Genomic DNA, 25,779 nt, shown 5'->3' with positions numbered 1-25,779 from the left:
TCCTCAGTAAGATGTACGCGATGGATAGGTAAAAGGGTTACAAATCAAAAGAGTGAGCATTGAAATATTCGAATACGCTCAACGGGTGGAATATTTACTCAAAATGAAAACAAAAACCGTGAATCCGAACATAAATTATCGATCTAGAACAATAAAAATGTGCGTTCGAATAAAAAAAGAGCAGTAATCTGCTCTTTTTCGTTTGCGTTTGTTTGACGGACAATGTTAGGCCGCGCGTTTGGCATCCCAAAGGCCGAGTAAGCAACCGACGCCTAAACCAAACACGTGCGCCATATTGGCGATATTCATACCCAGTGGTTGGAAGAACCCAATCACTAACCATGCCAACATAAACACGACATACGGTTTCTCAATGGTTAACCCGCGCTCGGGGGCGAGCCACGTTAACCACCATAAATAGCCTAAAAGCGCGTAAACCACGCCGGATAAACCGCCAAAATAAGGCCCTTCCAGCCAATATTGCCCCAGACCCGAAAAAAGGGCGGCAAAGAGGAAAATCTGCATCAGCTTGCTGCCACCAGCCCGTTGCTCGATACGTCCCCCAAGGACCCACCACCACAACAAATTAAAGACGATGTGTAGCGCCGAGAAATGAAGCAGGGCGTGACTAAACAACCGCCACAATTGCCAGCGCTGCTCGCTGTCAGCGGGAAACAGCAAGCTGCGCACGACGACCTCAAACCCGCCCAAGATCATCATGGCAAACAAGGCGGCACACGCGATCATCACAGTAATCGTCACTGGACCAGATTTGTCTTTCACCGTTTGCCATAACCCTGCGGAGGGATAATGAAACCGAGCGTGACGGGTTTCCGCTACCTGCCAAGACGCAGCCTGATAGCGGCTATGCATAGGCTCCGCCACAAAACGGGCCAGTTCTTGTTCAACCCAGGCGGCCTGGCTGTCATCAACCAGCCACAACGCCACTTGGGCATCCGCTTCCGGTGCCAGCTCAATCGCCACCTTATGCGCTGCTGCATAATCGACAAATGCCTGCGCTAGCCGAGCGTTAGGCAGTACCGCCATTTTTTGCATAGAGGCTCCTTGCGCCTATTCCAGTCCTGACTCAGTCGGCAGGGCCTGACGATGCCAAGCCTCAAAGCCACCATCGACACTGTAGACAGACTCGAACCCTTGGTTAATTAAATACTGTGCCGCCCCTTGGCTGCTAATGCCGTGGTAGCACATCACCAGTACGGGTTGATCAAAGTCGACCTGATCCATAAAGGCGACCAAGGTGTCGTTGGTTAAGTGAAAGGCACCTTGAGAGTGTGCCACTTGAAAGGTTTGTGGATCGCGAATATCCACTAATACTGCATTTTGCTGATCATCACGCAGCATTTCCCACGCATCGGTCACAGAGATATGAGCAAACTGATCCATACCTAATTCCACTCCACTCACAGAGTTATTCCCAAAGTTATGTAGCACGATGCTATCGCGCCGCTCGTTATAAGCGGCATTGTACCTGAGTTTAGGCCCCCTCGCTTGTTAGACAGGTTAGGTCATGGTTATTTATTGATCGTCTGTGGAAAAAGGTGTGGATTGCGTTGATAAGCGAAGATCGTAGAAGAGGATCCACTAGATATAGATCTGATCATGGATAAGCTGTGAATAAGTTTCGTGAAACTATCCAACTCTGATGATCAACAGATATAAAAAAACCGGCCCGCAGGCCGGTTTATTCGCATGGATAGCGCTATAGAGCGTCACCCATGGCATGTTTCAATTTCTTCATCGCATTTTTTTCAAGCTGGCGAATCCGCTCAGCCGACACTTGGTAATGATCCGCCAAGTCTTGCAACGTGGCCTTGTCATCATCCAACCAACGTGCGCGAACAATGTGTTGGCTTCGCTCATCCAATGCAGCCAGTGCATGGGCAAGACGACGGTTCGCGTGCGATTCCCAGTTTTCCGCTTCTAGCGAGGCCGCAACGTCAGAGCTCTTGTCTTCTAAATAGTAGACTGGAGCCATGGCGGCGCCATCACGCTCATCATCGGCGTTTGCTGGGGCTTCGAAGGTCGCATCTTGCGCGGCGAGACGTGCTTCCATCTCGCGGACTTCTGCTGCATCTACACCAAGTTGCTCCGCCACCATGTTCACTTCATCGTTGTTAAACCACCCCAAGCGCTTTTTGTTTTTGCGCAGGTTAAAGAACAGCTTACGCTGTGCTTTGGTGGTTGCCACTTTAACGATACGCCAGTTACGCAGCACGTACTCGTGAATTTCGGCTTTGATCCAGTGCACCGCAAAGGAGACAAGGCGAACGCCAACTTCTGGGTTAAAGCGTTTGACCGCTTTCATCAAGCCGATGTTACCCTCTTGCACTAAATCTGCCATGGGTAAGCCGTATCCGGTGTATCCACGGGCGATATGAACAACAAAACGCAAGTGTGAGAGGATCAGCGATTTCGCTGCCTCAAGATCACCATGGTAATGGAGACGCTCGGCCAACGCATGCTCTTCTTCGGCAGTGAGCATGGGGTGGCTATTCACCGCCTGCAGGTAACTGTCTAAGTTATCCTGTGCGATGGGGGCCAGTGCGTACATCTCTTTTGTCATTCAAACCTCGTTTCCGAATCGTCGAAGACCGAATTGCTGATTAAGCATGCAAAAATATACCCAAGCGGGGTAAAACTGCAAGCCCTGTTGTGTGTCTCGTGCTCTATGACCGCAATAAGTCTACACAGGTTCAATTTCTTTTAGATGACGACGTGTCGCCAACACCGCGGCCAACACCCCTAATAAGGTGGACACCATCAACAATAGCAAAGATTCATCCCAACCAAGTCCGGTGAGCGTAAAGCGATTGTCATAAAGCTGTGCCAATTGACTAACCGCCGCATCCATTAAAAACGTATTTAATGCGGTAATCACCCATGCCAACACCGCCGCCAATCCGCCTAACCAAGCGCCCATGTAGAGATAGGGACGCAAAATAAAGCTGTCGGTTGCCCCCACCATCTTCATCACTTGAATACGGGATTGATGATGGAGCACCTGTAACCTCAGGGTATTGCCGACCACTAGCAGCACCGCTGCCAGCATCAGCCCCGAGAACAACCAAGCCAAGGTGATAGCGATGTGCTTGATCGCTTCCAGTCTGGCTAGCCAATCGCTGTCGAGACGTACCTCTTCGACACCATCCAATGCAGTGAGCTTCGCCGATAACCCTTGCGCCACTTGGCTGAGCGCAACCTGTGTTCCGCTATCAGAGGCAGACACATCGACGCGCGGCACGACCACTAACACCGCCGGAAGTGGGTTGTTGTCGAGCAAGCTAACGGCCTGCTCAAAGCCACGTTGGACACGCAAAGTATCGAGCCCTTGTGAGGGCGAAATATAGGTCACACTGGCCACATCAGACCAACCGCGAATATCGCTAGCAAGGGCTTGCGATTGTGCCTCGGTCTGCGCTTTATCAAGATAGACACTCAACTCCGCTGGGTTGTGCCATTGGTCGGTCACTGCCAAGACGTTTTTAGCCAGTAAGTAGAAAGTGACTGGCAAAGACAGGGCAACGGCCAGTACCGTCAGAGTGAGCAAATTCCCAACCGGGCGTTGAAAGAGATCTTGCCATGCCGCACGTGCGTGTCGGCGCTGGGTTTGTACAAAGCCTTCAGCCATGACGTACCTCCGCCAAGCTGCCTTGATTGAGTTCAAAACGACGCAAATGGCGATATTGTTCAAGCAAGGACGTATCATGGGTGGCCATTAGAATGGTGACGCCCACTTGGTTGAACAAGCGAAAGAGCTCCATGATTTGCGCCGATAATGCAGCATCCAAATTACCGGTTGGCTCATCGGCCAGCAGTACTTGGGGACGATTCACCACCGCACGGGCAATTCCAACACGTTGCTGTTCACCCCCTGACAACTGAATAGGATAACAACGCGCTTTATCCAGTAAGCCGACTTTATCCAGCGCCGCCGAAACCCGCTTTTTGATCTCGTTGTCTGACTGTTGCTCAATACGCAAAGGGAGCGCGACGTTTTCATACACAGTCGCGTCCATCAATAGCTTGTGATCTTGAAAGATGATCCCTAAATGACGGCGCAAAAAGGGAATATCTTGACGAGGGATCCGAGAAATATCATGACCATTGAAAAAAATCTGCCCATCACTGGGCCGCTCAATGGCACAAATCAGCTTCAGCAAGGTGCTCTTTCCCGCGCCAGAGTGGCCGGTAAGTAGCGCCATATCACCCTTAGGCAAGTCGAAATTCACTTTTTGCAGTGCTTGGCGGCCGCCTCGATAGGCTTTGCTGACCTGCTGAAACTGGATCACGGTTACTCCTCCCGGCTAAATAAGGCCTCGATAAAGTCATTGGCATTGAAGGTGCGAAGATCCTCAATGCCTTCGCCTACCCCAATATAGCGGATGGGAATATTAAATTGTTCAGCCACGGCAAAAATGACGCCACCTTTGGCGGTCCCGTCCAATTTTGTGAGGGTAATACCGGTTAGCGGCGCAATGTCATTAAACAGTTTCGCTTGGCTGATCGCGTTTTGTCCGGTGCCAGCATCAAGGGTCAGCATCACTTCATGCGGCGCGCCAACATCCAGTTTTTGCATTACACGCACAATTTTACGCAGCTCTTCCATCAAGTTGGCTTTGTTTTGCAAGCGTCCCGCGGTGTCGGCAATTACCACATCCACATTACGGGCTTTCGCCGCCTCAATCGCATCATAAAGCACAGAGGCACTGTCAGCGCCGGTGTGCTGGGCAATCACAGGTACGTGATTACGCTCGCCCCAAGCCTGAAGTTGCTCGACAGCGGCGGCTCGGAAGGTGTCACCAGCAGCTAGCATCACCGATTTGCCTTGGTCTTGGAATTGACGCGCCATCTTGCCGATGGTGGTGGTTTTGCCCACCCCGTTCACGCCAACCATTAAGATCACATAGGGCTTTTGATCGCTAATCACCAGCGGCTGTTCGACTTTTTCCAGCATCTGCGCCATTTCTTGTTTGAGAATGCCATACAGGGCTTCCCCATCTTTCAGATCGCGACGGCTAGCTTTATCGGTCAGGTTATCAATGATTTTGGTGGTTGCTTCCATGCCCACATCGGCAATCAGCAACTGTTCTTCAAGCTCTTCGAACAGTTCATCATCGATCTTTTTGCCACTAAATAGGCCAAAGAACCCAGATCCTAAGTTGGTCTTGGTTTTTTGTAAGCCACGTTTTAGGCGGGCAAAAAAGCCTTCGCGCTGCGGTCTTTCCCGCTCGCGAACCGCAGCAGATTGTGAGTGTGAGTCTAGCTCTGGCTCTGGCTCTGGCTCTGGCTCTGGCTCTGGCTCTGGCTCTGGCTCTGGCTCTGGCTCTGGCTCTGGCTCTGGCTCTGGCTCTGGCTCTGGCTCTGGCTCTGGCTCTGGCTCTGGCTCTGGCACGGTATGCGTGTCGCTTTCTACCTCAGGCGCAAGGCTTTCTTGTTCATTTTGTGATGCAGCCTGATCATTGAGGCTATCAACCGATGTGGCTGACTCCACCGCGTCTTCCGCCACGTCTGACGGCTGAGTATGCGATTCTTGTTCTGGTTCTGGCTGTTCTTTTTTGCGGCCGAAACCCAGCCACGACATTAATCCACGTTTCTTTTTTTCTGCCATTGGCAAATCCTAAAGCATGCTTGGTACAATCAGCGGCACATTACCGAATCGGCATAGTCTATCACCTTCTTTACGGTCAAAAAATCTATGGTTAAACGCGCCTCCCGGAAACCTTCATCTGCTTCGCCATCACGTGCGGCAGGTACTGTGAGAATTATTGCTGGCCGCTGGCGTGGCCGTAAGTTGGCAGTACAGGATGCGCAAGGCCTGCGCCCCACCACAGACAGAGTCAAAGAAACGGTGTTTAACTGGTTAGCCCCCTATCTACCTGGTGCCCGCTGCTTGGATGTTTTTGCTGGTAGTGGCGGGTTGGGATTTGAAGCTCTCTCACGCGGCGCTGCATGGGTCACATTTTGCGAAATGAATCCTCAAGCGGCCAAACAGCTGAGCACCAACCTCACCCAGTTACAGGCAGCGCAGGCGAATGTGGTACAAGGCGACGCCTTAGCCAAATTGCGCGCAGGCCATCAGGGTGAACCGTTTGATATCGTCTTTGTTGATCCTCCCTTTCGAGAAGGATTACTGGCAGACACTCTGAATGCGCTAGAATCGCAAGGTTGGCTGTCACCCGATGCCTGTATTTATGTCGAAGCCGAGAATGAACTCAGCACGCACGATGCACCGGCGAATTGGCGGTTGCACCGAGATAAATCCGCGGGCCAAGTCAATTATCGACTGTATTTTAGAGAGGATGCATGAAAGCACTGATTATTCTGGCTAAAGCCGCCATCGCCTTTGTCTGGTTGGTATTGATTGCCAATATGTTTCACCCCTTCCCGGGCGTGGCCGCGATGGCGCTGTATATTATGACTGGCTTTTTATTGGTGATGCATGGATTGCAGATGCTGATCTTCTTAGGCGCGTTTGGCGATAAAATTGCGATGACGCGTTGGGAGAAGTGGTCCATTTTGATTTTTGGTATTTTCGCGCTGCTCGATATTCGTCGAAAATATATGGTCTGAGCTAGTCATCACGGTTGTGTTGGCATTGCCAGCACAACTCAAAACTGCCCGCATTAGCCTCACCACAATGACCGCACACCCAGCGCGTCTGGCTTTGTGTTTCGTACTCTTGGAGTAACACGCGCGCTTGATGGGTATGCTCTGGTGCCACCCACAGCGTGACACCTTGTACGTCGGTCGGCAGCTCACCGACTGCAGCGCTTAAGGCCTCACCTTTTAGCAAACACGGGATATTATGGCTCGCCAGTAACCCCTTCAGGCTGTGTGCTTCAAGTGTATTACTGGCTTGATAGACCTTTTCCATCCCGTCGCCTCACGATGCGTAAATCACTGACGCGGTGATCAGAGCTTGAGCCATAAAGTAGGTCGTCATCACCACTGCCTGAGAAGCACGAAATTCACCTTTAAAGCGTGAAAACGCCAACACCGTATCTGAGATCATAAACAAAATGGCCCCGCCAAATGCCAATGCTGCAGGCGTCGAGTGGGTATTGAGCCAATACTCGCCGGCCGCCCAAGCCATTTGTACGATCACGGCAATATAAACAGCCACTGGCAACGCTAACTTACCGAGGCTGGGCAGTAATAACAAAAAGACAATGATCCCGAGCCCGGAGAGCAAGGACGGCAACCACCACACAATATGGCCATCAAACTGATACCAGAACGCGACGGTATAGACGATATGGGCAAACAAAAAGCTGGTGAGCCCCTGCACAAACCGATCTTTGGGCAGCATTAAGAAGATGTCACCGACCAGCGAAAGCAGCAGCGCCGAGAGCACGAGCTGAGCGTAAGTCGACTCGGTAATCTGGGTACTGCCAATCAGTACCAGCAGCACTATAGTGAGCGGCTTAAACAGATAAAACTGCCAGCGAGGACCACGGTAGGCTGCGGAGATATGTAGCAGTCCAGAACAACAGACAGCGAACCAGCTCCACATGATTATCATTCCTTTCACGACAAGGACGCCAAGTCTATGCCGCGTTGGGCAGATGTCCAGCTACCCTTGGTGAGAACAAGATCCAGTTAGAAAAAATGATGGTAAGAGAAGGCAACGCCATTCGCCTTTGGTGTTAGCCACTCCACTGAGGCCATACTTGTGCATAAAACCAAAGCGCGCCGGCGGTAAAGAGAAAAATAAGACCGGCTGCCAGCCGCCAAATCAAACGATGACTGCGCGGGACCAGCTCCGCTTCACACGCTTTGCACACGGACACGAATTGGCGTAAGTCGTCCACTTCAAAGCCTTCTTCATGTACCACTTTGTTGCGGATCGTCGCCACAAAACGCAGCTTGCCGATCACATCATTGGGCAAACGTTTTTGGCAGCTATCGATAAGCTGATGCAAGCCTTTTCCATCCGCGTGGTAATGCTGACGCAGCAGGCTTTCTAAACGCCGACTGTGTTTGATCACCACTGCTACTTCATCCATGGTTTCTCCCTTCGCTGGTCACTAACCAGTTTATACAGTATGGCGGTTTTTGTGTCGATTGGATGGCGGGTCTATCACGATTGCGATCTTGACCAACAGATTAACCCTAAACGTCTGACCGCTTGGCCGCCCATCAAGGAACCAGCCAAGCAGTGCCTCGGTGGCGCTGCAGCCACGCCGTGACTAAGGCGGCGCCACTGAAGGCATACAAAGTGAGCACCGGGATCCACCACCACGCCGGCGATAACGTGGGCCAATAAGCACGTATTGGCCACAAAAATAGCGGATGGAGAAGGTAAATGCCCAAGCTATAACGACTCAGTTTCGCGAGCCATGCCGGACTTGCCCGCCCCGCCATCAACGTACGCACAGCCAGAAACACTGCGGCGCTGATTAAAACGGTATTCACCGTGGTGTATGACAGCCAACCTTGGGTGATATAGCGTTGATGGGCAAGGCTGGTCGCTAAAACCTGATACATGGTTGCACCCAGTGCCGCCACGCCCAAGCCCCACCACAACACCCGAGCACGCGGGTACTGATGCAACCAAAAACCTAGCCATAAATAGCCGCCATACAAGATGAAGTCGTTGCGCCACCAGCCTTGTCCTCCGGCTAAATACCAAGCCGTCACGCCAATCCACAGTAAACCGACCAGTGCGACAGCGGCAGACGGCAAACGGGCTAATGCTGGTCGCAACACCGGCACCCAAAGCAGCAAGGGAATGTAGTAATAGAAAAAGCCCAAGTGGTAATAGGTTTCATGCCATGGCGCCGCTTGTAGGGTCGAGAGCGTGGTCGCCAGGGAAAAGCCTTGCGGTGAAAGCCCCGCAATCATCGCAAACACGCCAGACCACACCACAAAAGGCACCACAACTTTCATCACCCGCCGACGCAAAAAGTGTGACCAGTTAAAGGGTTTACTCGCCGACAACAGCAGCAAGCCCGAGATCATGATAAACACCGGTACCGCCCAGCGGCTGACGGTATTGAGTCCCACCGCCACCAGCCAATCACTGTCTGGAATTTGACCCAGTTCCATACGATAGGGGCCCAATACATGAATCGCCACCACAAACAGGGCGGCGAGCACACGTAATCCATCGAGATAGTCGATATGCCCTTGGGAAGAATCATCCTGCATTTGTTAACACCTTTTTACGTTTCAGGCTGTCAGACGCTCCCAACATATTACGCGAACTTACGGTGAGATAACCGACAAATGCGCAAAGATACAGTCAAATATGTCAGTTTTTATCCATAAAACCAGTACACGGATCGGGTTATTGAGTTAAAAATTAGTGTTTAATCTTGCAATATAGTTAAAAAAACAATTAACATCCGGCCTCCTTTTCCCAGAGACGGGAAAATGCAGTTCAACCAAGGAGACGATGACATGCACTCAAGTACCACTGAACAACAAGGTGGGCCGCACAAGCGCACGCTGTTTACGCGCTTTCTCGATACCGTCGAATGGCTCGGCAACTTGCTTCCTCACCCAGTGACACTGTTCGCAATTTTCTGTGTCGCGATTCTACTCGCGTCCGGTATTGCCGGTTACTTTGATCTTGCCGTCGCCGACCCTCGCCCTGAGGGCGCGAAAGGACGTGCCGCTGATGGCATGATTTATGTGCAAAGCCTACTAAACGCCGAAGGCTTGCAAATGATAGTCACCAACTTGGTGAAAAACTTTACTGGCTTTGCCCCACTCGGCACCGTGCTGGTCGCCATGCTGGGTGTATCGGTCGCAGAGCATTCGGGGCTATTGTCGGCCTCGATGCGCGGGCTGGTGATGGGAGCATCGCGCCGTACCGTGACCTTTACCATCGTGTTTGCCGGTATCGTGTCGAATACGGCTGCGGAGCTAGGTTATGTCGTTCTGATCCCACTTGCCGCAATGATCTTCCACTCATTAGGTCGTCATCCATTGGCTGGCCTTGCCGCCGCGTTTGCAGGCGTATCCGGCGGTTACTCGGCGAATTTATTGTTAGGCACGGTCGACCCTTTATTGTCTGGGATCACCGAGTCGGCAGCACAAATGATTGACCCAGACTACAGTGTCGGCCCAGAGATGAACTGGTACTTCATGTTTGTCTCCACCTTCTTTATCGCCTTTGTCGGCGCGTGGATCACCGATAAAATTGTCGAGCCTAAGCTCGGTCAGTATGACCACAGCCAAGCCTCGGAAGATGTCACCGCTGCCTCTGCCAGCAAACTGAGTGAGGACGAGAAGCGCGGTCTTCGTAATGCCGGCATTTCGATGTTGATTGTCAGCGGTATCTTGGCCCTGACCATCGTCCCAGAGTGGGGACCACTTCGTCACCCAGAAACCGGTGAAGTAGCAGGGTCGCCGTTTTTGAAAGGCATTGTCGCCTTTATCATGGTGTTCTTTGCCGTTCCCGGTATTGTATTTGGTCGCACCGTCGGCACCATCAATAACGATCGCGACGTGATTGATTCAATGTCTAAGTCGATGAGCGCCATGGGCATGTACATCGTATTGGTGTTTTTCGCCGCCCAATTTGTCGCCTTCTTTAAGTGGACCCATTTCGGCCAAGTGATTGCGGTCGGCGGCGCTGACTTTTTACAGACCATCGGTTTAACCGGGCCAGCATTATTCTTTGCCTTCATCTTGATGTGTGGCCTGATTAACCTCTCGCTCGGCTCGGCGTCCGCGCAATGGGCTATCACCGCACCGATTTTTGTGCCTATGTTGATGCTGGTGGGGTATGCCCCAGAAACCATTCAGGCGGCGTATCGGATTGGCGACTCCGTCACCAACATTATTACGCCGATGATGAGCTACTTTGGCCTGATTCTGGCGGTCGCCTCCCGTTATGTGAAAAACCTCGGTATGGGCACCTTGATTGCGACCATGCTGCCCTACTCGATGATCTTTATGGTGGGATGGAGCATCTTGTTCTACGTCTGGGTCTTTGTGCTAGGTTTGCCTGTCGGCCCCGGCGCAGAAACGTATTACAACTTCAATCAGTAATTCCCCCAGTAGGATGATTTCGGCAAGCATGCAGTCATGCTTGCCTTTTTCTTTTCATTATCCCGTCATTTTCATCCCTACCCGAAGGCGGTTATAGTAGCTTTATCACAGCGATGGTAAGCAATGACAATGACAACCCCAGCTCATGCCGATAAACCGGCGGCCTTTGACCCTGACGCAATGGCGCGGGAAGCCCAATTTACCGATGCCTTTAAAGACGCCATTACCCCCTTTTGGCAACAGCGCGAACAAGGCACATTTCATGGCGAAGGCGGCCTGAGACTGCATTGGTGCAGTTTTACTCACCCCAAGCACACCAAAGCGGTGGTGGTGATTAATGGCCGGATTGAAAGCGTGATGAAATACCAAGAGATCTTCTACGATCTCTTTCAGATGGGCTATGACGTCTACAGCTTTGACCACCGCGGCCAAGGCTTGTCTCAACGCTTGGTCTTAAAACCACGCGATCTGGGCCATGTCGAACGCTTTGATGATTATGTCGCGGATGTGGCGACCTTTATGCAACAAGTCCGCGCCCACCGTCATTATGATGATTGGTTTATGCTCGGCCATTCAATGGGCGGGGCAATTGCCACCTTATACGCCCACCAGTATCCGGGGGCTGTGCAGGCTATCGCGCTGACGGCCCCCATGTTTGGTGTGCAAGTGAGCCCTTGGCTTGGACGTATCGCCCCTTGGTTATGTCGCTCCTTAGCGCGCTATCAACATCCTCCACGCTTTGGGCCCGGCCAAGTCGGCTATCGCCACGTACCCTTTGAGCAAAATCGTCTCACGCATTCTCGTGCCCGTTATGCGTGGTTTCGCCAGCTTTATATCAACCAACCACAGCTACAAATCGGTGGGCCCAGCGCGCGTTGGATAGCGGAAGAATTAGCCGCGGGGACGCGCTGTCTGGCCCTTGCTCCCTCGCTGACCACCCCGACGTTTATCTGCCAAGCGGGCGAAGAATTAATCGTTTCTAATCCAGCCATGTCACAATTTCACGCCGTGCGTAAACAAGCCGGTCAATCCAGCCAATGGCGAACGTTCGACGGTGCTCGGCATGAAATTTTATTCGAAACGGATAATCACAGAGTCACAGCACTGCGTGAGATTGATGCCTTTTTCTCGCGCTATGTTGGCGAGTAAAAGCGGAAAAAAGACAGTGATACTGTTCCCTTTTTAACCCCAATAAGTTGCAGTAGACTCAGAGCATACTGTGATTATGATCGCCTAAACCAATGAGGACATGATGTACAAACTCGTCGCTTCTGATTTGGACGGTACCTTGCTAACCCCCGAGCACCGTATCGCCCCCTATACCAAGCAGGTGCTGCAACAACTCCACCAGCAAGGCATTCACTTTGTGTTCGCCACCGGACGTCATCATGTTGATGTGGCAAGCATTCGTGAAACCGTGGGGATCCCTGCTTACATGATCACCTCTAACGGTGCCCGTGTACACGACAGCAATGACCAACTGGTGTATCAGCACAACGTTGATCCCGCGATCGTCGCAAGCCTGATTAACGAGGTGAAGCACGACCCAACCGTCACCATTCACCTATATCGCGATAATGATTGGCTGTTGAGCAAAATGGATGAAGAGCTCGCACGCTATCACCAAGACTCTGGCTTTAACGCCAAAGAGTTTGATGTGGAGAATCCACCGGTCGATAACATCGCGAAGATTTTCTTTATTCGTCATGATCACGACCACTTACTCAAATATGAGCATCAGTTTTTGTCGCAATACGGCGATAGCATCAGTATCGCTTTCTCGACTCCCTTCTGCTTGGAAGTGATGGGCAATGGGGTGTCCAAAGGAGCCGCACTCGAGGAAGTCGCGCGTCGTCATCAGCTCAATCTGGCCGACTGTGTCGCGTTTGGCGATGGCATGAACGATGTCGAGATGCTGCGCGCCGCCGGTCGAGGCTTGGTGATGGCTACCGCCCAAGCGCGCGTCAAAGCCACCTTGTCGGACAACGCGATTATTGGAAGCCACGCCGATGAGGCAGTCGCGCGCTACCTAAACGCGCACCTGCTCGCACCACAATCCTAAGCGGTTAGCTCACACTGTGAGCCAAGGATGTCACCTGACGATGCACGACTCCCCCGCCATCGTCAGAATGGCCTGCCATTGCGCTGCGGTAACCGGCATCACACTCAGCCGGTTACCTTTTTTCACCAACGGCATCTCAGCCAGCGCAGGGTTTTGCTTCATCTGCGCCAGCGTAATCAACGGTAAATGACGCTGATACGCCACATCCACCATAAACCAACGCGGGGCTTCTAGCGTGGCTTTAGGGTCAAAGTAGCCACTGTCTGGCTCAAATTGGGTATGGTCGGGATAACACTCGCGAGTCACGGTCGCCACACCAGCCACTCCAACATGCTTACAAGAGGAATGGTAAATCAACACCTGATCGCCTACCTTAACCTCATCACGCAACATATTACGCGCTTGATAATTGCGCACCCCTTCCCAGCATGAAACCTTTTGCTGCTTTAAGGTGTCTATCGAAAACGTATCTGGCTCTGTTTTAAATAACCAATAACCCATGTTGGCTCACTCTCACTCGATACAGTTGTCGGCAATCTTGCCCGTCAGTGTGTGTCGGTGCAAGTCTGGCACGAGCCCATTATTCACAAGGAGTGTCGTGTGCAACGTCCCCATCGCTTACTGGTGATCGCCACCGCTAGCCTACTCACGTTAGTCGGCTGTACCTCATCGAAAGGCCCTATTGAACTGGGGCATCGCAGTGACACGCTAGACTCAGGGCTCAGCCATACACCGGCCCCGTTTATGCTCAGTGGTATGGTCTCTGTCAGCCCTGAAACGGCCAGCTTCACACCCTGTGGCAGTCAAAAGCAATACTGGCTGAACTTAAGCCATGAGCAACGCACGGCACTCGATCAACTGGGTGGGCCTGTGTATGGTGAATTTGAAGGCTTCTTTACCCCAGTGGAAAGCCGCGGTTTTAGCGCGGACTACCCTGCGTCAGTCACCATGACGCGTATCAATCTAGTCACTACCGAACTCAATAGCTGCGCGCAACCCCGCCACGCCGTCTTGGCGGACGGACAATCACCACGCATGTGGTCCGCCGCCGTTGGCGAACATAATATGGCGTGGGAAAGCGACGGGGATAGCCAAGAGGTACCGCTGACAGGAAAGCAGATGGATGACAGCACCGCCCATTTCCGTGCGCGCAATGCCGCATTAACGCTAACCGCAACTGGCTGCCAGCAAAGTGATACCACCTTGTACGGTTGGCGCGCGACCCTGAAAACGTCCCAACGCACCTACCAAGGCTGTGCTCTGATGCCCTCGTATGATCACTCGCAGCATTGGGCGGGCGAATATCAAGGGCAAAGTCAAAGTCCCGGTCAGCCGGTTTTAACCACACAGCTTACCTTGCTGCCTGATCATAGCGCCATCACCACCTACCACCCGCAAGGGGAAACGGTGACTAAAGAAACCGGGGTTTGGCAGCCGGTCGGGGAGAATCAAGTCCAAGTGCTCACTACCCGCAGTGGTGAGCAAATGGTAGTGTCTGAGCGCATATATACACGCAACGGGTTTACCCTCACCGCCTCCGAGGAAACCTTTAATGGCAACACCTATTCACTGGGTCATGACGGGTTAACGCTAAGGCTCAAAGTCGGGGATGCCGTGGACGTATCGAACCAAACCGGCGTTAAAGGCAGCGCCGAGAAAAACCCACGCGTTGAACAAGCACTCAGAGACTACCTTCGCGATAACGGTCAAGCCGGCCCACTCACTTATCGCTGGCTTACCCACGACCTTAATCAAGACGGGCAACCTGAGCTATTGGTCTTAACCGACAGCTGTGGCAGTGGCGGCTGCACCTTATTGGTGTTTAAGGGCGAGGCGCAAGGCTGGCAGTTTAATAGCCGCATGACACTGGTGCATGTGCCCCTTTTATTAGCTCGCAGCCAAAGCCAGGGTTGGCATGATTTGGTCGTGCCGGTCGGTGGTGGCGGTGCGCCTGCCGGCCACCATGTGATGCGATTTGATGGGCAGCGTTATCCACTCAACCCGAGCTCCGCGCCTCGCGCGCCCAAACCGGATGGCTCAGACACCGCATTATTTGCCGATGGCATCTATGCCACCCAGCAAGGCGTGGTATTGGGAGAAGAATAACGCAGACGCGCGTGCCCGTGGCACGCGGGCTCGCATTCCTTGTCGGACTTGCGCACAATAGCAACCTGACACCTTGAGGAGAGTCTGATGGCCCGTTCGCCCTGCCGCCAGTGCGGTTTTACCTATCACTGTATCTGTCACTGCTATTGGCCGCTAGAAAGCCAATTGCAATGCGTGCTGGTGATGCACGAAAACGAAGCGGCGCGCCAATCCAACACCGGCAAACTGGTTAAAGCGGCGCTACCCCACACTCAGGTAGAGATTTGGCAACGCAAACAACCACCGCAAGCCTTGCTCGACAGCTGGGCGCGCGGTGATGTGTCACCTTGGTTGTTGTTTCCCAGTGACGATGCCGTCCCCGCCGATAGACTATTCGCTGACGCGGTTCGGTCTGTCTCTTGCGCGGATAGGTCAGTTTCTCGCGCGGAGGCGTTAGCCGCCACCAATGCACCTCGCGCGCCGTTACAGTTTGTGGTGCTGGATGCAACCTGGCAGCAGGCGCGAAAAATGCTCAATAAAAGCCCGTGGCTCCATCGTCTGCCGCGGGTCAGTTTGCCGTCGACTGCCGCCTCGCAATATACGCTTAGGCGCAACCAGCCACCGGGACACCTGTGTACCAGTGAAGCGGTGAGTGCATTACTACGAAGCCAAGGCGACGCAAACGCCGCCACGCAGCTGGACCATTTTCTTGCCCATTTTATGGAGAGCTACGAGGCCGATCGCCACCATCACACTACACCACTCCCCGCCCCCAAGGTGCTGACGCCAAACGCGTGAACAAAAAAACGCCGAGCACAGCGCGCTGCCATGCTCGGCGTTTACGTCGTTTATGGGCTACAGCTTAAAGCGGCTGATCTCTTGCTCGAGGCTATGAGAAAGCTCGGATAACGTCGCGGCTTGACGCGCGGCTTCATCCGCTTCGGTCGATAGCTCATTAGACACATCGCGAATGCCCTCTGAGTTACGGGTGATCTCCGCGGTGACGCTCGATTGCTCTTCCGCTGCCGAGGCAATTTGGGTGGCCATATCGCTAATTTGGCTCACCGCCGCGACAATCTGGCTCAAGCTTTCGTTCGCCGCGCTAGCATCTTCTACACTGGCATGAGCACGCTGCTGGCTGTCTTGCATCATGGTCACCGCGCGACCAGTCGCCTGCTGCAAGGTATCAATCATCTGCTGAATCTCGGTGGTTGAAGCATGGGTGCGCTGGCTCAGAATCCGTACCTCATCGGCCACTACCGCAAAGCCACGGCCATGCTCACCGGCGCGTGCTGCTTCAATCGCGGCATTCAACGCCAGCAGATTGGTTTGCTCGGCCACTTCTTGAATGGTCGACAAGATGCTAGTAATGCTATGCGCATGCTGGTCGAGCTCGCCAATCACACCGGTCGCCGCTTCCACTTCACGGGCAAGCTCGGTGATCGAGTGCTTACTTTGCTCCACTTGCTGACCGCCATCGTTGGCGACGCTTTCGGTCTCTTGGGCGGTGCGCGCGGTGTTATCGGCATTGCCGGCAATATCTTGGGTCGCCGAGGCCATTTCATGGATAGCGGTCGCTACCATATTGATTTCATCTTGCTGATGACCAATACGGGTAGAGCGCTCTTCGGCTTGTGCCGCGGTCAGCTCGGCTTGTTGTTTGAGCGAGCCAGACAACTGGCGCAAATGCGACACCATGGTGTGCATGTTGCCGACAAAGCGGTTGAAGTTGTTGGCGAGCTTACCAATTTCATCATTGCTGTGTGGCTCAAGGCGCTGGGTTAAGTCCCCTTCACCGGAGGCAATTTCTTCTAGCGCAGCGGACACATTGAGCAAGTCACGGAACAACACGTGCATCAACCACGTCACGGCACCGGCCACCAACAAAGTGATCACCACCGCGGTTAGCACCAGATTGAACAAGGTATCACGCTGGCTGGCGTATTCGGTGCGCTTATCCAGCTCAATGGCCAGTACCCAATCAGTGTTAGGAACCGAGGCAAAATAAAACAGTTTATCAACCCCATCGACAGGCAGTTCCACCAGCGATTGCTGTGCCAACGCCTGACGCACGCGGTTTTCATTCAGCTCAGGAGACAGGCTACGATACGGTTTTAGCAAGCGCGCTTTGTCTTTGTGGGCGAGAAAAGTGCCATCGGCGCCTAACAGCATCGCGTTCGCATTTTTGCCCACTTTTAATTGGGTCACGTCACGGATCAGCTGGTCAATCAACACATCTGCGCCCACCACACCGATTAATTCGCCGTTACGACGCACCGGCTCGGCCAAGGTCACCAGCATCGCACCGGTAATCGCATCACTGTAGGCGGTGGTAATAATCGGGCTACCTGCACTCACGGCTTGCTTGTACCACGGGCGGGCGCGAGGGTCATAATCATCGCGGTTGCGTTCTGGGCGCGAGCGATACATGGCGCCTTGGGGAGTACCATAATAGATATCGTCAAACCCACCGGCCTCACGCGCTTGCTGTAAATAGCTCACACGATGGCTACTGCTGGTGTAATCGGTAAAGGCACTGGTGATATCAGCACGGATTTGCACCCAACCGCTGATCGACTCGGTCGCCGCATCGGCGATACCACTGACGCGGCTATAGATGCTCGACTGGGTTTGGGCTTGAATTTGGCTTACAGCAAGCCAGGTGAGAAAGGCGGCCATCAGCAATACAGCAGATAAGCATGCCCCAATTAATTTTTGTTTTAGTGATAACTGCATGGGAACGGCTCTCAAAGCAACGACAGGTTAATTCCAAACTCCCCGATAACCGAGGTAGCAATAGTGAACAGCCGTCACCCCGTCCCTAGGGTACCGCGAGCCCATCCTGCGCGTCGCGGGTTCACAGCGCCGGATAATTTTTATCCGACATGGCAAGCGCGCGCTAATGTAACAGCGCGCAAGAAAGATTGCCATTTTTTAGACAAAAAACAGTCAACTAGAGAATATTTAGAATAAAGATCACATAAACCAACCATCGCTTATGATATGCAGTTTGTTGCAAACAACACAGAGAAGCAAAGCAGTCTATCGGCCTATCGCACAAAACCTCCACAACCAAGGTTGTAATCTCAACAACATTTTAAATTTAATCAACGTGCTATGATGGTCGTCAAACTCGTCGATGGCACTTTTAACCACCAACTGTCAACGACGTGTGACACTATGCTTTTCACTTTTTGAGGAACATATGAAATACAAAACACTAATCCTGCTCGCCTCCCTATCTTTAACGGCTTGCAAGTCTACTTATCAAGAGCAGCGTGAAGCAGCATTAGCTTCACGCCCCATGACAGTAGAGACAGTTCAAGAAATCATCGATACAACGACACATGTCAACGTCCAAGAAGATGCGTTTCAGGGTAAGGGGCAGTATCTTGATCAAGCTTTATATTCAGCTGCAAAGCAAATAATCGAACTACAGTTGGAGCCACGTTATCTATCTTTAGAGTTTAAACTGACACCTGAAATGTACTATGGAGACTGGGGAGGTTTCGTTGTCGCGCTGGATAGTCCTTGGCTTTTAGAAAAAGGGGCAATTGAACAGCCTCTAGAGGAGATTGCCGTCTTATCAACAAACAATCTTTATAACAGCCATATTTCTGATGACATAAGCTTCTCTAAATATAATCGACAAATTTTACGCGGAGTTGCCGTCGCAGCAATTGATACACCATTGTCAACAAAACATATAGCNGTTTGGTAGCTCACTGACCGAGAAACAAGACCTACTATTATCTACTGATTTTAGAGGGTTTACTGACAATGTAGAAAAAAATGTCTCTTTAATGTCAAGCCTTATTACAAACTACAACCCATACGGCTATAACGCTCAATTCTCGCATCATTCCGCGAATTCCAAGTTCGATCCGATCACTTATGCTCAAAAAGGATTAGGTGAAACGAAGCGCGCCGTGAGTTTTATTGCTGTTGACGCACAAGAAGCGCGAAATATGGTTGGCAAAAAATACCACTTCGTGTTCATCCCTGGGGCTGCATTTGAAGTAAAGAAAACCGGCCAAAAAATCGTTATTGCACAAACGCAATACACCGTCCTAATGGATAATAATTTTGAGCCAGTTCACCACACGTTAGTCGATATGACACCTATTTATATATGGTATGGCAAAGACTACGAAGAAGGTTTCACCGCTGAACACACCAAGCCGTTCATCAAAGCCGATAGAGGCGACGAGCCTTTTTAGTGTGAATATTAAGTAAAAGCCGGCCTTAATACGTTTGGAGCTAGTGCCGAGTGAATAACCAAGCATCGCAAAAGCTATCATTGACTCCGCACGGCTTCATAGGCAAATTCCCCTCGTAACCACCAAGCACAAATTGGTGGTTTTTCTTTTTTGCCCCTATGTGCAGCATCGAGCAAATACAATTTATAATCAGCGATGAGAATAAGCTCACAATCACGACATGTGTACAGAAACCCTCACCTCTTTCATTGACAACTGCTAGCAAGAAGAGTTGACGGAGAGGGTTCTACTCATACGAATCCCATTCTTTCAACGAATAGAGTCTATATCACGGCTAACAAGGAAAATGGTTCAACAATATCGAAAGTGGATATGTAGAACCAAAACAACAGCACATTCACACATACTGCCCAGCTACCCAGCCGGAGCTCCAGGCCCATTGGAAGTTATAGCCGCCGAGCCAGCCGGTGACATCTAGCACTTCACCGATAAAATACAGGCCGGGAATATCTCGCGCTTCAAGGGTTTTCGAGGAAATTGCGTGAGTATCTACCCCACCAAGCGTCACTTCTGCGGTGCGGTAACCTTCGGTGCCGTTTGGGGCAATTGACCACTGGTGAAAGTAGTGATGAAGCCTATCAAGCTGCTTGTCATCGAGCTGCTTGAGCGGTTTATCCGGCAAGCTATCGCGCGCAATCAAGACCTCGACCAAGCGTTTGGGGAATAGGCGAGACAGTGAGGTTTTTAAGGTTTGGTTGGGATGCTTATCACGCATCGCCACCAGCACGTCTTTTAGCGACTCACTAGGGAGTAAATCGATGGTGACCGCTTCGCCCGGCTGCCAAAACGAGGAGGTTTGCAATACCGCTGGCCCCGATAAGCCGCGGTGGGTAAAGAGCAGATTCTCGGTAAAGCACACCCCAGACTCAGTGGTGATCGAACATGGCACCGACACCCCGGAAATATCGGCAAAGCGCGTTTTGTCTTCTTGGTGCAAGGTATACGGCACCAAGGCGGCGCGAGTGGGCAGCACTTTTAGGCCAAATTGCTCGGCAAGCTGGTAACCAAAGGGGGTGGCGCCAAGCTTGGGCATCGAAAGGCCGCCCGTGGCGACCACCAACGACTGGCAGCGTACTGGCTCACCATTGAGTTTGAGGCGAAAGCCGGTTTCTTCTTGCTCGATATCATGCACTTCACAGCGATAGCGTTGACTGATGGTGGCTTGGTCGCATTCGGCCAATAGCAGGTTAACGATATCTTTAGCGCTGTCATCACAAAATAGCTGGCCGTGGTCACGCTCGTGATAGGCCACACCATGGGTGGCCACCAGACCAATAAAGTCCCATTGGGTGTATTGCGCCAATGCGGATTTGACGAAGTGCGGATTCTCACACAAGAAGTTATTGGCGGTGACGTCATAGTTGGTGAAATTGCAGCGCCCGCCGCCCGAGATCAGGATCTTGCGGCCCGGTTTTTTGGCATGGTCCACCACCAAAACACGGCGGCCACGTTGGCCAGCTTGTGCCGCACACATCAATCCTGCCGCACCGGCGCCAATCACAATTACATCATACTCAGTCACACGCTTACCTGTTTATTCTCTGCTCACCCTGTGGGAGCGGCATTGTAGCAGCCCGCACGTGAGCGGCAAGCGTGTTTTAACGCGCCTGCACCTCAGGCGGTGCCATCATGGCACCTGCGTGTTGCTCAATCATACCGGGGTCCATATGTAACGTACGGGTTGGGAAGGCAATATCCGCACCGTGCCGATGAATAATACCAATCACTTGCAGTAGTACGTCCTGCTTCACGCGGTGATAACGTTGCCAGTTCACCGTTTTGGTGAAGGTGTAAATAAAGAAATCGAGCGAGTGTGGCCCAAAGCTGTTGAAGTTCACAATCAAGGTTTGTCGGGTCTCGATGTCTGGGTGGGCTTCAAGCATGGCATAGACATCATCAATCACCGCGCTGATTTTATCGGCGTCTTGATAGCGCAGTCCGATGGTTTCATAAATGCGGCGATTCAGCATCCGCGAGGGGTTTTCCACCACTACGTTACTGAATACCGAGTTGGGCACGTATAAAGGGCGCAAATCAAAGGTGCGTACCACCGTCATGCGAATACCAATTTTTTCCACCGTGCCCTCAATGTTGCGATCGGGGGAGCGTACCCAGTCGCCCACTTTAAATGGGCGATCAAAGTAAATCATCACCCCACCAAAAAAGTTCGACAACAAGTCCTTGGCGGCAAAACCAACAATTAAACCCCCGACCCCACCAACGGTCAGTAGGCCGGAAACACTGACCCCGAGGCTTTGCAGCAGGGAAATAATCCCCACGCACACAAACAGCGCACGCAGCACATTACCCATGGTGTTGATGGTGGTGTGATCACGATTGCCGGTTTCAATCATGACTTCTTCACCACTGTTGACCAAGCGCAGCAAAATCCAAATGACCACCCACACCACCACCAAGTCTTGCACCAAGGTGAGCCAACTGAGCGAGACATCGCCAGCGGTATTGTCAATGATAATTTCAATGGAGTGCGAGGCAGGCCATAGCCAAATCAGCGTACTTAGCGGTGTATCGATAGCCGGCCAAATAATATCGTCCCAGCGGGTAATGGTCTTTTCCGCCAGCGCTTTAAGTCGCCCCACCAGTACATGCCAAATCGCCCACGCGATAGCACTAAAGCCAGTTAAAGTGACCACATCGGAAATCCATTCCCACGCGGCGGCTTGATGTAGGGTCTGCCACCAGTCAATCAGGCTTTGCATGCTTTCCTCAACAGACGGTTTTTCTCAGAATGTTGTCAGCCTAACAAAAAAAATGCTGACCTGAGTCAGCATTTTGTTGGATATGAGAGCGTTCGCTTACCAGCCCGCAAAAGCGACAAGAAAAAAGGTCGCGAGCAAGGCACCGGACAATGCCACATTGAGCATAAACAGGTGACGAACTTTGTTGCACTTACCCACAAACAGCTCGTCATGATGGTGCAAGTACTCTTGGCTACGAATGTACTGGTACAGGCGCTTTTGACGAGAAATATCGCCTTGGGGTGAGAGTGAGAAAAAGTTGTTATCTCCTCGACAAATTTGCTGATAAAGCAATGGATTGGCGTCGCGTAACATCACAACCAGTGCGCGTAGTGAAGACAAGTAGCGCGCAAAATTAACCAATGTGACGGTAAACACTGCCACAATTAGGATATCACCGTTCATATACATCTCCCTCCGCAACCCAGTGAGGCGGCCGAGGGAGAAAGATAAACTTACAGCCCTGCGGTGCCGTCCATCACTGACGATGAGTCCTCTTGAGCCATGGCAGACAAGTCTTTATCAATAAAGAACAAGGCTTTGCCATCTTCGCCCACCAACTCGATCTTATCGAGTATGCCTTTAAACAGCTTTTCTTCCTCGTGCTGCTCAGCCACGTACCACTGCAGGAAATTGAAGGTCGAGTAATCCTGAGTCGTAAACGCAACGTGCGCTAGGCTATTGATCTTTTCCGTGATTAAACGCTCGTGTTGATAGGTTTCACGGAACACTTCGCCCAATGATGCGAACTCGTGGCGCGGTGCGTCGATTGAGCCCAAAATAGGCATCGCACCAGTCTCGCTCACGTAGGTGAAAAGACGCTGCATATGCTGCATTTCTTCCTGCGCGTGCTTATGGAGGAATCGCGCAGCGCCTTCAAATCCTTTGTCTTCACACCAAGCACTCATTTGTAAGTATAGATTTGATGAGAAAAACTCCAAATTGATCTGCTCATTGAGCCTGTCAACCATGGCGGGTGCTAACATATAAAACGTCCTCTTTATTTGGGGTTAGCTGTCATTCTGACCAGCAGCACGTCCCTTTTCAAGCGGATATCGCCGACAAACGTGTGTGGTGCCGAGTCATCTGCCGAATTTATGACAAACATCATTGTCGAATTCTTAATCGGAATGCGATCGCAGTGACTGTTTTTAATACGCAAGCTCGCTAGACTGCGATGACAACCTCACATAAAAAGGATAACTCTATGTCATATAAGCATATTTTGGTTGCTGTTGATTTGTCGGAAGACAGCGAACGTTTGGTTGCCAAAGCCGATTCTCTTGCCCAAGCTGTCGGCGCGAAATTATCGCTGGTCCACATCGATGTGAATTACGCCGAGCTTTATACCGGACTTATCGATATTAATTTGGTCGAATCGCGTAACCGCGTCATTGAAGAAGCTCAGCACAAACTGAATCAACTGGCGGGCAACGCACAGGTGCCAGTGACTCATACCCTGGTTAGCAGCGGCGACCTTGCTGAAGAGATCACAGAATCGATTCAAAACATGGGAATTGATTTGGTTGTCGTTGGCCATCACCAAGACTTTTGGAGCTCACTGCTCTCATCGACCAAGCAGCTGCTCAACAAAACACCGGTCGATCTGTTGATGGTGCCGATCCGCGACTAGTCTCTGGTGTCACACATGGCGATGAAGGCGGTCACTCCGCCTTTTTTTTGACCTTATTGCACTGTGTTCAGCGAACCAATTGCGTCCCCGCGATGAAACAGTACACTGCCTTTTTATTTACGATATCGAAGGAACCGAGTCATGGGGTATCTTAGCGGGGTCACACTGCTGTGGGCCTTTTCATTTAGTTTGATTGGCGTGTATATCGCCGGCCAAGTGGACAGTTATTTCGCGGTCCTGATGCGGATTGTACTCGCCGGGCTGGTATTTTTACCCTTCTTGCGCCCTCGCCAAGTAAGACCGGCCTTTGCCGCTCAACTGATGCTGGTCGGGGCATGTCAGCTAGGCATCATGTACTGCTTCTTCTATCAGTCCTTCCTATTCTTGTCAGTGCCAGAAGTGCTGCTATTTACCGTCTTTACCCCGCTTTACGTCACCTTAATTTACGATGCCTTGAAGCGTCAGTTTAGCGCGTGGTATCTGGTCACCGCTGCGATAGCGGTGCTCGGCGCCGTGGTGATCCGCTACGCCACCGTCAATCCAGACTTTCTGGTTGGCTTTTTGGTGGTACAAGGTGCGAACCTTTGCTTTGCGATTGGCCAAGTCGGTTACAAATATCTGATTGAGAAGGAGCAAACGCCCCTTCCCCAACATGCGGTCTTCGGTTGGTTTTATCTTGGCGCCTTAGTGGTGGGCGTGCTGGCTTTTGCACTGTTGGGCAACAGCGACAAACTGCCTGCTACGCCAACCCAGTGGGGTGTATTAATTTATCTAGGCACTATCGCGTCAGGGCTGGGCTATTTCTTTTGGAACAAAGGCGCTACGCAGGTCAACTCGGGGGCACTCGCGGTGATGAACAATGCGCTGATCCCAGCCGGAATTGTGGTGAACGTGCTGATTTGGAACCGCGATGCGGATCTTCTGCCGCTACTCAGCGGTGGGATACTGATTTTAGCCGCGCTGTGGTTTAACCAAACCTGGGTAAAGCGCCGCGTCGAGGCACAGCGGGATGCCGCCCAGCGGGGTGCCGCCCAGCGGTAGGTAGGCCGTCCCAAGACCTCAGTCACCCAAGTACAAAACAGGCAGGGAAATCCCTGCCTGTTTACTTAGCCGATAAAGAAGGCTCAATCAGATAAAGGCAAACGCGTCTGAGTAGAGATGATCACGACTCACACCGCGCTCTTTACAGAACATGTCGCGTGCCACACCTGCCATTTCAAAACGGCCCGCGATATAAATGTCATAAGCGCCAAGGCTGACAAAATCTTCCATCACCGCTTCTAACACATTGCCTACTTTACCGCGCCACTCGCCTTCAGCTTGCTCCACGACAGGCATAAAGGTAATGTGCGGATGCTGTTCCGCCAATGCTTGCATCTCGTCATGGGCATAAAGCTGACAAGGGGTTCGGGCGCCCCAATAAATAAAGATCGGCGACTGTATCTTCTGGCTAATACAGTGATCGACCATGCTGCGCACGTAAGAAAAACCGGTCCCGCCAGCAATCAGTAGCAAGGGACGATCGCTCTCTCGCAGCCAAGCATCACCGGCAGGCTCAGTAATTTCAAAGCCCGCTTCGCCGCTTTCTAGTACGGCTTTGGCTTTCTCAACCACTTCTAACGCAAACGGATTCTCGTCCGCCGCACCAACGTGCAGCTCGAGTTCACCGCCATTTTGACGACAAGGGCTACTTGCCAGCGAAAACGGGCGCTTATCTTTCTCGTCCATCACCGCCATCACGTATTGCCCTGGCTGATAACGCACCGCTTGCTGCGGCTTCAGGACAATGCGGTAGGTGTGACACGCCAACGGCTCAACGGCTGTCACTTCACATAGTATCGACATTCTGTTCCTCTGTTCGTTTTGCTACAGCCGATGAGGTTATAAGAGGCGGCATCACTACCGCCTTGGGCTGTGTTTTTATCGTTAACGGTGAAT

27 protein-coding genes are annotated in these 25,779 nt (G+C 51.9%); 10 read left to right on the top strand and 17 right to left on the bottom strand.

Going from position 1 to position 25,779, the window contains the following annotated elements:
- Positions 1-225: 225 nt before the first annotated feature.
- From glpG to ftsY, 6 genes are all read right to left on the bottom strand, one after another.
- Positions 226-1,056 (bottom strand): rhomboid family intramembrane serine protease GlpG, encoded by an 831-nt coding sequence (gene glpG / locus BZJ17_RS03720; RefSeq protein ID WP_077639817.1) that lies wholly within the window; start codon positions 1,054-1,056, stop codon positions 226-228.
- Between the two features lie 15 nt (positions 1,057-1,071).
- Positions 1,072-1,404: a thiosulfate sulfurtransferase GlpE gene (glpE, locus tag BZJ17_RS03715; protein WP_069589045.1), complete on the bottom strand. Its 333-nt coding sequence runs from the start codon at positions 1,402-1,404 to the stop codon at positions 1,072-1,074.
- Positions 1,405-1,720: 316 nt separating this feature from the next.
- Positions 1,721-2,584, bottom strand: a complete 864-nt coding sequence (rpoH, locus tag BZJ17_RS03710; protein WP_069589047.1) for an RNA polymerase sigma factor RpoH — start codon at positions 2,582-2,584, stop codon at positions 1,721-1,723.
- 120 nt (positions 2,585-2,704) lie between these two features.
- A complete protein-coding gene (gene ftsX, locus BZJ17_RS03705; RefSeq protein WP_069589048.1) occupies positions 2,705-3,649 on the bottom strand; it encodes a permease-like cell division protein FtsX in 945 nt (314 codons plus the stop codon).
- Positions 3,642-4,310: a cell division ATP-binding protein FtsE gene (gene ftsE / locus BZJ17_RS03700; RefSeq protein WP_077639816.1), complete on the bottom strand. Its 669-nt coding sequence runs from the start codon at positions 4,308-4,310 to the stop codon at positions 3,642-3,644. Before ftsE ends, ftsX begins: the two co-directional genes overlap by 8 nt.
- Positions 4,311-4,312: 2 nt before the next feature.
- Positions 4,313-5,629, bottom strand: coding sequence for a signal recognition particle-docking protein FtsY (gene ftsY, locus BZJ17_RS03695; protein WP_077639815.1), 1,317 nt, complete (start codon positions 5,627-5,629; stop codon positions 4,313-4,315).
- An 87-nt stretch (positions 5,630-5,716) separates the two neighbouring features.
- On the opposite strand from ftsY, the gene rsmD reads away from it, so the two are divergent.
- Positions 5,717-6,328: a 16S rRNA (guanine(966)-N(2))-methyltransferase RsmD gene (gene rsmD, locus BZJ17_RS03690; protein ID WP_077481782.1), complete on the top strand. Its 612-nt coding sequence runs from the start codon at positions 5,717-5,719 to the stop codon at positions 6,326-6,328.
- Positions 6,325-6,591: a DUF1145 domain-containing protein gene (locus tag BZJ17_RS03685; protein ID WP_069590257.1), complete on the top strand. Its 267-nt coding sequence runs from the start codon at positions 6,325-6,327 to the stop codon at positions 6,589-6,591. Before rsmD ends, BZJ17_RS03685 begins: the two co-directional genes overlap by 4 nt.
- Position 6,592: 1 nt before the next feature.
- On the opposite strand, the gene BZJ17_RS03680 is transcribed toward BZJ17_RS03685, so the two are convergent.
- From BZJ17_RS03680 to BZJ17_RS03665, 4 genes are all read right to left on the bottom strand, one after another.
- Entirely contained in the window at positions 6,593-6,895 is a 303-nt protein-coding gene (locus BZJ17_RS03680; protein WP_077639814.1) for a DUF2007 domain-containing protein, read from the bottom strand.
- 9 nt (positions 6,896-6,904) lie between these two features.
- Positions 6,905-7,534: a lysoplasmalogenase gene (locus BZJ17_RS03675; protein ID WP_077454998.1), complete on the bottom strand. Its 630-nt coding sequence runs from the start codon at positions 7,532-7,534 to the stop codon at positions 6,905-6,907.
- A gap of 133 nt (positions 7,535-7,667) precedes the next feature.
- On the bottom strand, positions 7,668-8,027 hold the full coding sequence (locus BZJ17_RS03670; RefSeq protein ID WP_069590252.1) for a DUF4145 domain-containing protein: 360 nt from the start codon (positions 8,025-8,027) through the stop codon (positions 7,668-7,670).
- A 133-nt stretch (positions 8,028-8,160) separates the two neighbouring features.
- Positions 8,161-9,171 (bottom strand): acyltransferase, encoded by a 1,011-nt coding sequence (locus BZJ17_RS03665; RefSeq protein WP_077639813.1) that lies wholly within the window; start codon positions 9,169-9,171, stop codon positions 8,161-8,163.
- A 252-nt stretch (positions 9,172-9,423) separates the two neighbouring features.
- Between BZJ17_RS03665 and BZJ17_RS03660 the strand changes: the two genes are divergently transcribed.
- From BZJ17_RS03660 to BZJ17_RS03650, 3 genes are all read left to right on the top strand, one after another.
- On the top strand, positions 9,424-11,022 hold the full coding sequence (locus BZJ17_RS03660; protein ID WP_077639812.1) for an AbgT family transporter: 1,599 nt from the start codon (positions 9,424-9,426) through the stop codon (positions 11,020-11,022).
- Between the two features lie 129 nt (positions 11,023-11,151).
- Entirely contained in the window at positions 11,152-12,171 is a 1,020-nt protein-coding gene (locus BZJ17_RS03655) for an alpha/beta fold hydrolase (RefSeq protein WP_157893153.1), read from the top strand.
- A gap of 103 nt (positions 12,172-12,274) precedes the next feature.
- The gene (locus tag BZJ17_RS03650) at positions 12,275-13,084 is read left to right on the top strand and encodes a Cof-type HAD-IIB family hydrolase (protein ID WP_077639811.1); all 810 of its coding nucleotides are present in this window, start codon (positions 12,275-12,277) and stop codon (positions 13,082-13,084) included.
- A gap of 30 nt (positions 13,085-13,114) precedes the next feature.
- Here BZJ17_RS03650 and BZJ17_RS03645 read toward each other — a convergent pair whose 3' ends face one another.
- Complete coding sequence (locus tag BZJ17_RS03645; RefSeq protein ID WP_077639810.1) at positions 13,115-13,585, bottom strand: EVE domain-containing protein; 471 nt, start codon at positions 13,583-13,585, stop codon at positions 13,115-13,117.
- A 99-nt stretch (positions 13,586-13,684) separates the two neighbouring features.
- Between BZJ17_RS03645 and BZJ17_RS03640 the strand changes: the two genes are divergently transcribed.
- Together BZJ17_RS03640 and BZJ17_RS03635 are read left to right on the top strand one after the other, a co-directional pair.
- Complete coding sequence (locus BZJ17_RS03640) at positions 13,685-15,190, top strand: hypothetical protein (RefSeq protein WP_077639809.1); 1,506 nt, start codon at positions 13,685-13,687, stop codon at positions 15,188-15,190.
- A gap of 87 nt (positions 15,191-15,277) precedes the next feature.
- Positions 15,278-15,967: a DTW domain-containing protein gene (locus BZJ17_RS03635; RefSeq protein WP_077639808.1), complete on the top strand. Its 690-nt coding sequence runs from the start codon at positions 15,278-15,280 to the stop codon at positions 15,965-15,967.
- Positions 15,968-16,024: 57 nt separating this feature from the next.
- Here the strand turns inward: BZJ17_RS03635 and BZJ17_RS03630 are convergent, their stop codons facing one another.
- Complete coding sequence (locus BZJ17_RS03630; protein ID WP_077639807.1) at positions 16,025-17,905, bottom strand: methyl-accepting chemotaxis protein; 1,881 nt, start codon at positions 17,903-17,905, stop codon at positions 16,025-16,027.
- A 1,067-nt stretch (positions 17,906-18,972) separates the two neighbouring features.
- On the opposite strand from BZJ17_RS03630, the gene BZJ17_RS03620 reads away from it, so the two are divergent.
- Entirely contained in the window at positions 18,973-19,389 is a 417-nt protein-coding gene (locus tag BZJ17_RS03620; protein WP_077639805.1) for a hypothetical protein, read from the top strand.
- 397 nt (positions 19,390-19,786) lie between these two features.
- Here the strand turns inward: BZJ17_RS03620 and BZJ17_RS03615 are convergent, their stop codons facing one another.
- The 4 genes from BZJ17_RS03615 to ftnA all read right to left on the bottom strand — a co-directional run bounded on the left by BZJ17_RS03615 (position 19,787) and on the right by ftnA (position 23,194).
- On the bottom strand, positions 19,787-20,971 hold the full coding sequence (locus tag BZJ17_RS03615; RefSeq protein ID WP_077639804.1) for an NAD(P)/FAD-dependent oxidoreductase: 1,185 nt from the start codon (positions 20,969-20,971) through the stop codon (positions 19,787-19,789).
- A 76-nt stretch (positions 20,972-21,047) separates the two neighbouring features.
- Positions 21,048-22,169: a mechanosensitive ion channel family protein gene (locus tag BZJ17_RS03610; RefSeq protein WP_077639803.1), complete on the bottom strand. Its 1,122-nt coding sequence runs from the start codon at positions 22,167-22,169 to the stop codon at positions 21,048-21,050.
- A gap of 96 nt (positions 22,170-22,265) precedes the next feature.
- Entirely contained in the window at positions 22,266-22,613 is a 348-nt protein-coding gene (locus BZJ17_RS03605) for a hypothetical protein (RefSeq protein WP_069590232.1), read from the bottom strand.
- A 50-nt stretch (positions 22,614-22,663) separates the two neighbouring features.
- The gene (ftnA, locus tag BZJ17_RS03600; RefSeq protein ID WP_069590230.1) at positions 22,664-23,194 is read right to left on the bottom strand and encodes a non-heme ferritin; all 531 of its coding nucleotides are present in this window, start codon (positions 23,192-23,194) and stop codon (positions 22,664-22,666) included.
- A 221-nt stretch (positions 23,195-23,415) separates the two neighbouring features.
- On the opposite strand from ftnA, the gene BZJ17_RS03595 reads away from it, so the two are divergent.
- Positions 23,416-23,841, top strand: coding sequence for a universal stress protein (locus BZJ17_RS03595; protein ID WP_077479558.1), 426 nt, complete (start codon positions 23,416-23,418; stop codon positions 23,839-23,841).
- Between the two features lie 141 nt (positions 23,842-23,982).
- The gene (locus tag BZJ17_RS03590; RefSeq protein ID WP_077639802.1) at positions 23,983-24,882 is read left to right on the top strand and encodes a carboxylate/amino acid/amine transporter; all 900 of its coding nucleotides are present in this window, start codon (positions 23,983-23,985) and stop codon (positions 24,880-24,882) included.
- 87 nt (positions 24,883-24,969) lie between these two features.
- On the opposite strand, the gene fre is transcribed toward BZJ17_RS03590, so the two are convergent.
- On the bottom strand, positions 24,970-25,686 hold the full coding sequence (gene fre / locus BZJ17_RS03585) for an NAD(P)H-flavin reductase (RefSeq protein ID WP_077639801.1): 717 nt from the start codon (positions 25,684-25,686) through the stop codon (positions 24,970-24,972).
- Positions 25,687-25,779 lie beyond the last annotated feature (93 nt).

Source organism: Salinivibrio sp. IB574 (assembly GCF_001996205.1).
In the GTDB taxonomy this organism is placed as follows: Bacteria; Pseudomonadota; Gammaproteobacteria; order Enterobacterales; family Vibrionaceae; genus Salinivibrio; species Salinivibrio proteolyticus.
Note: the sequence above shows the minus strand (reverse complement) of the source record. Positions and strands in the feature narration are given on the sequence as shown.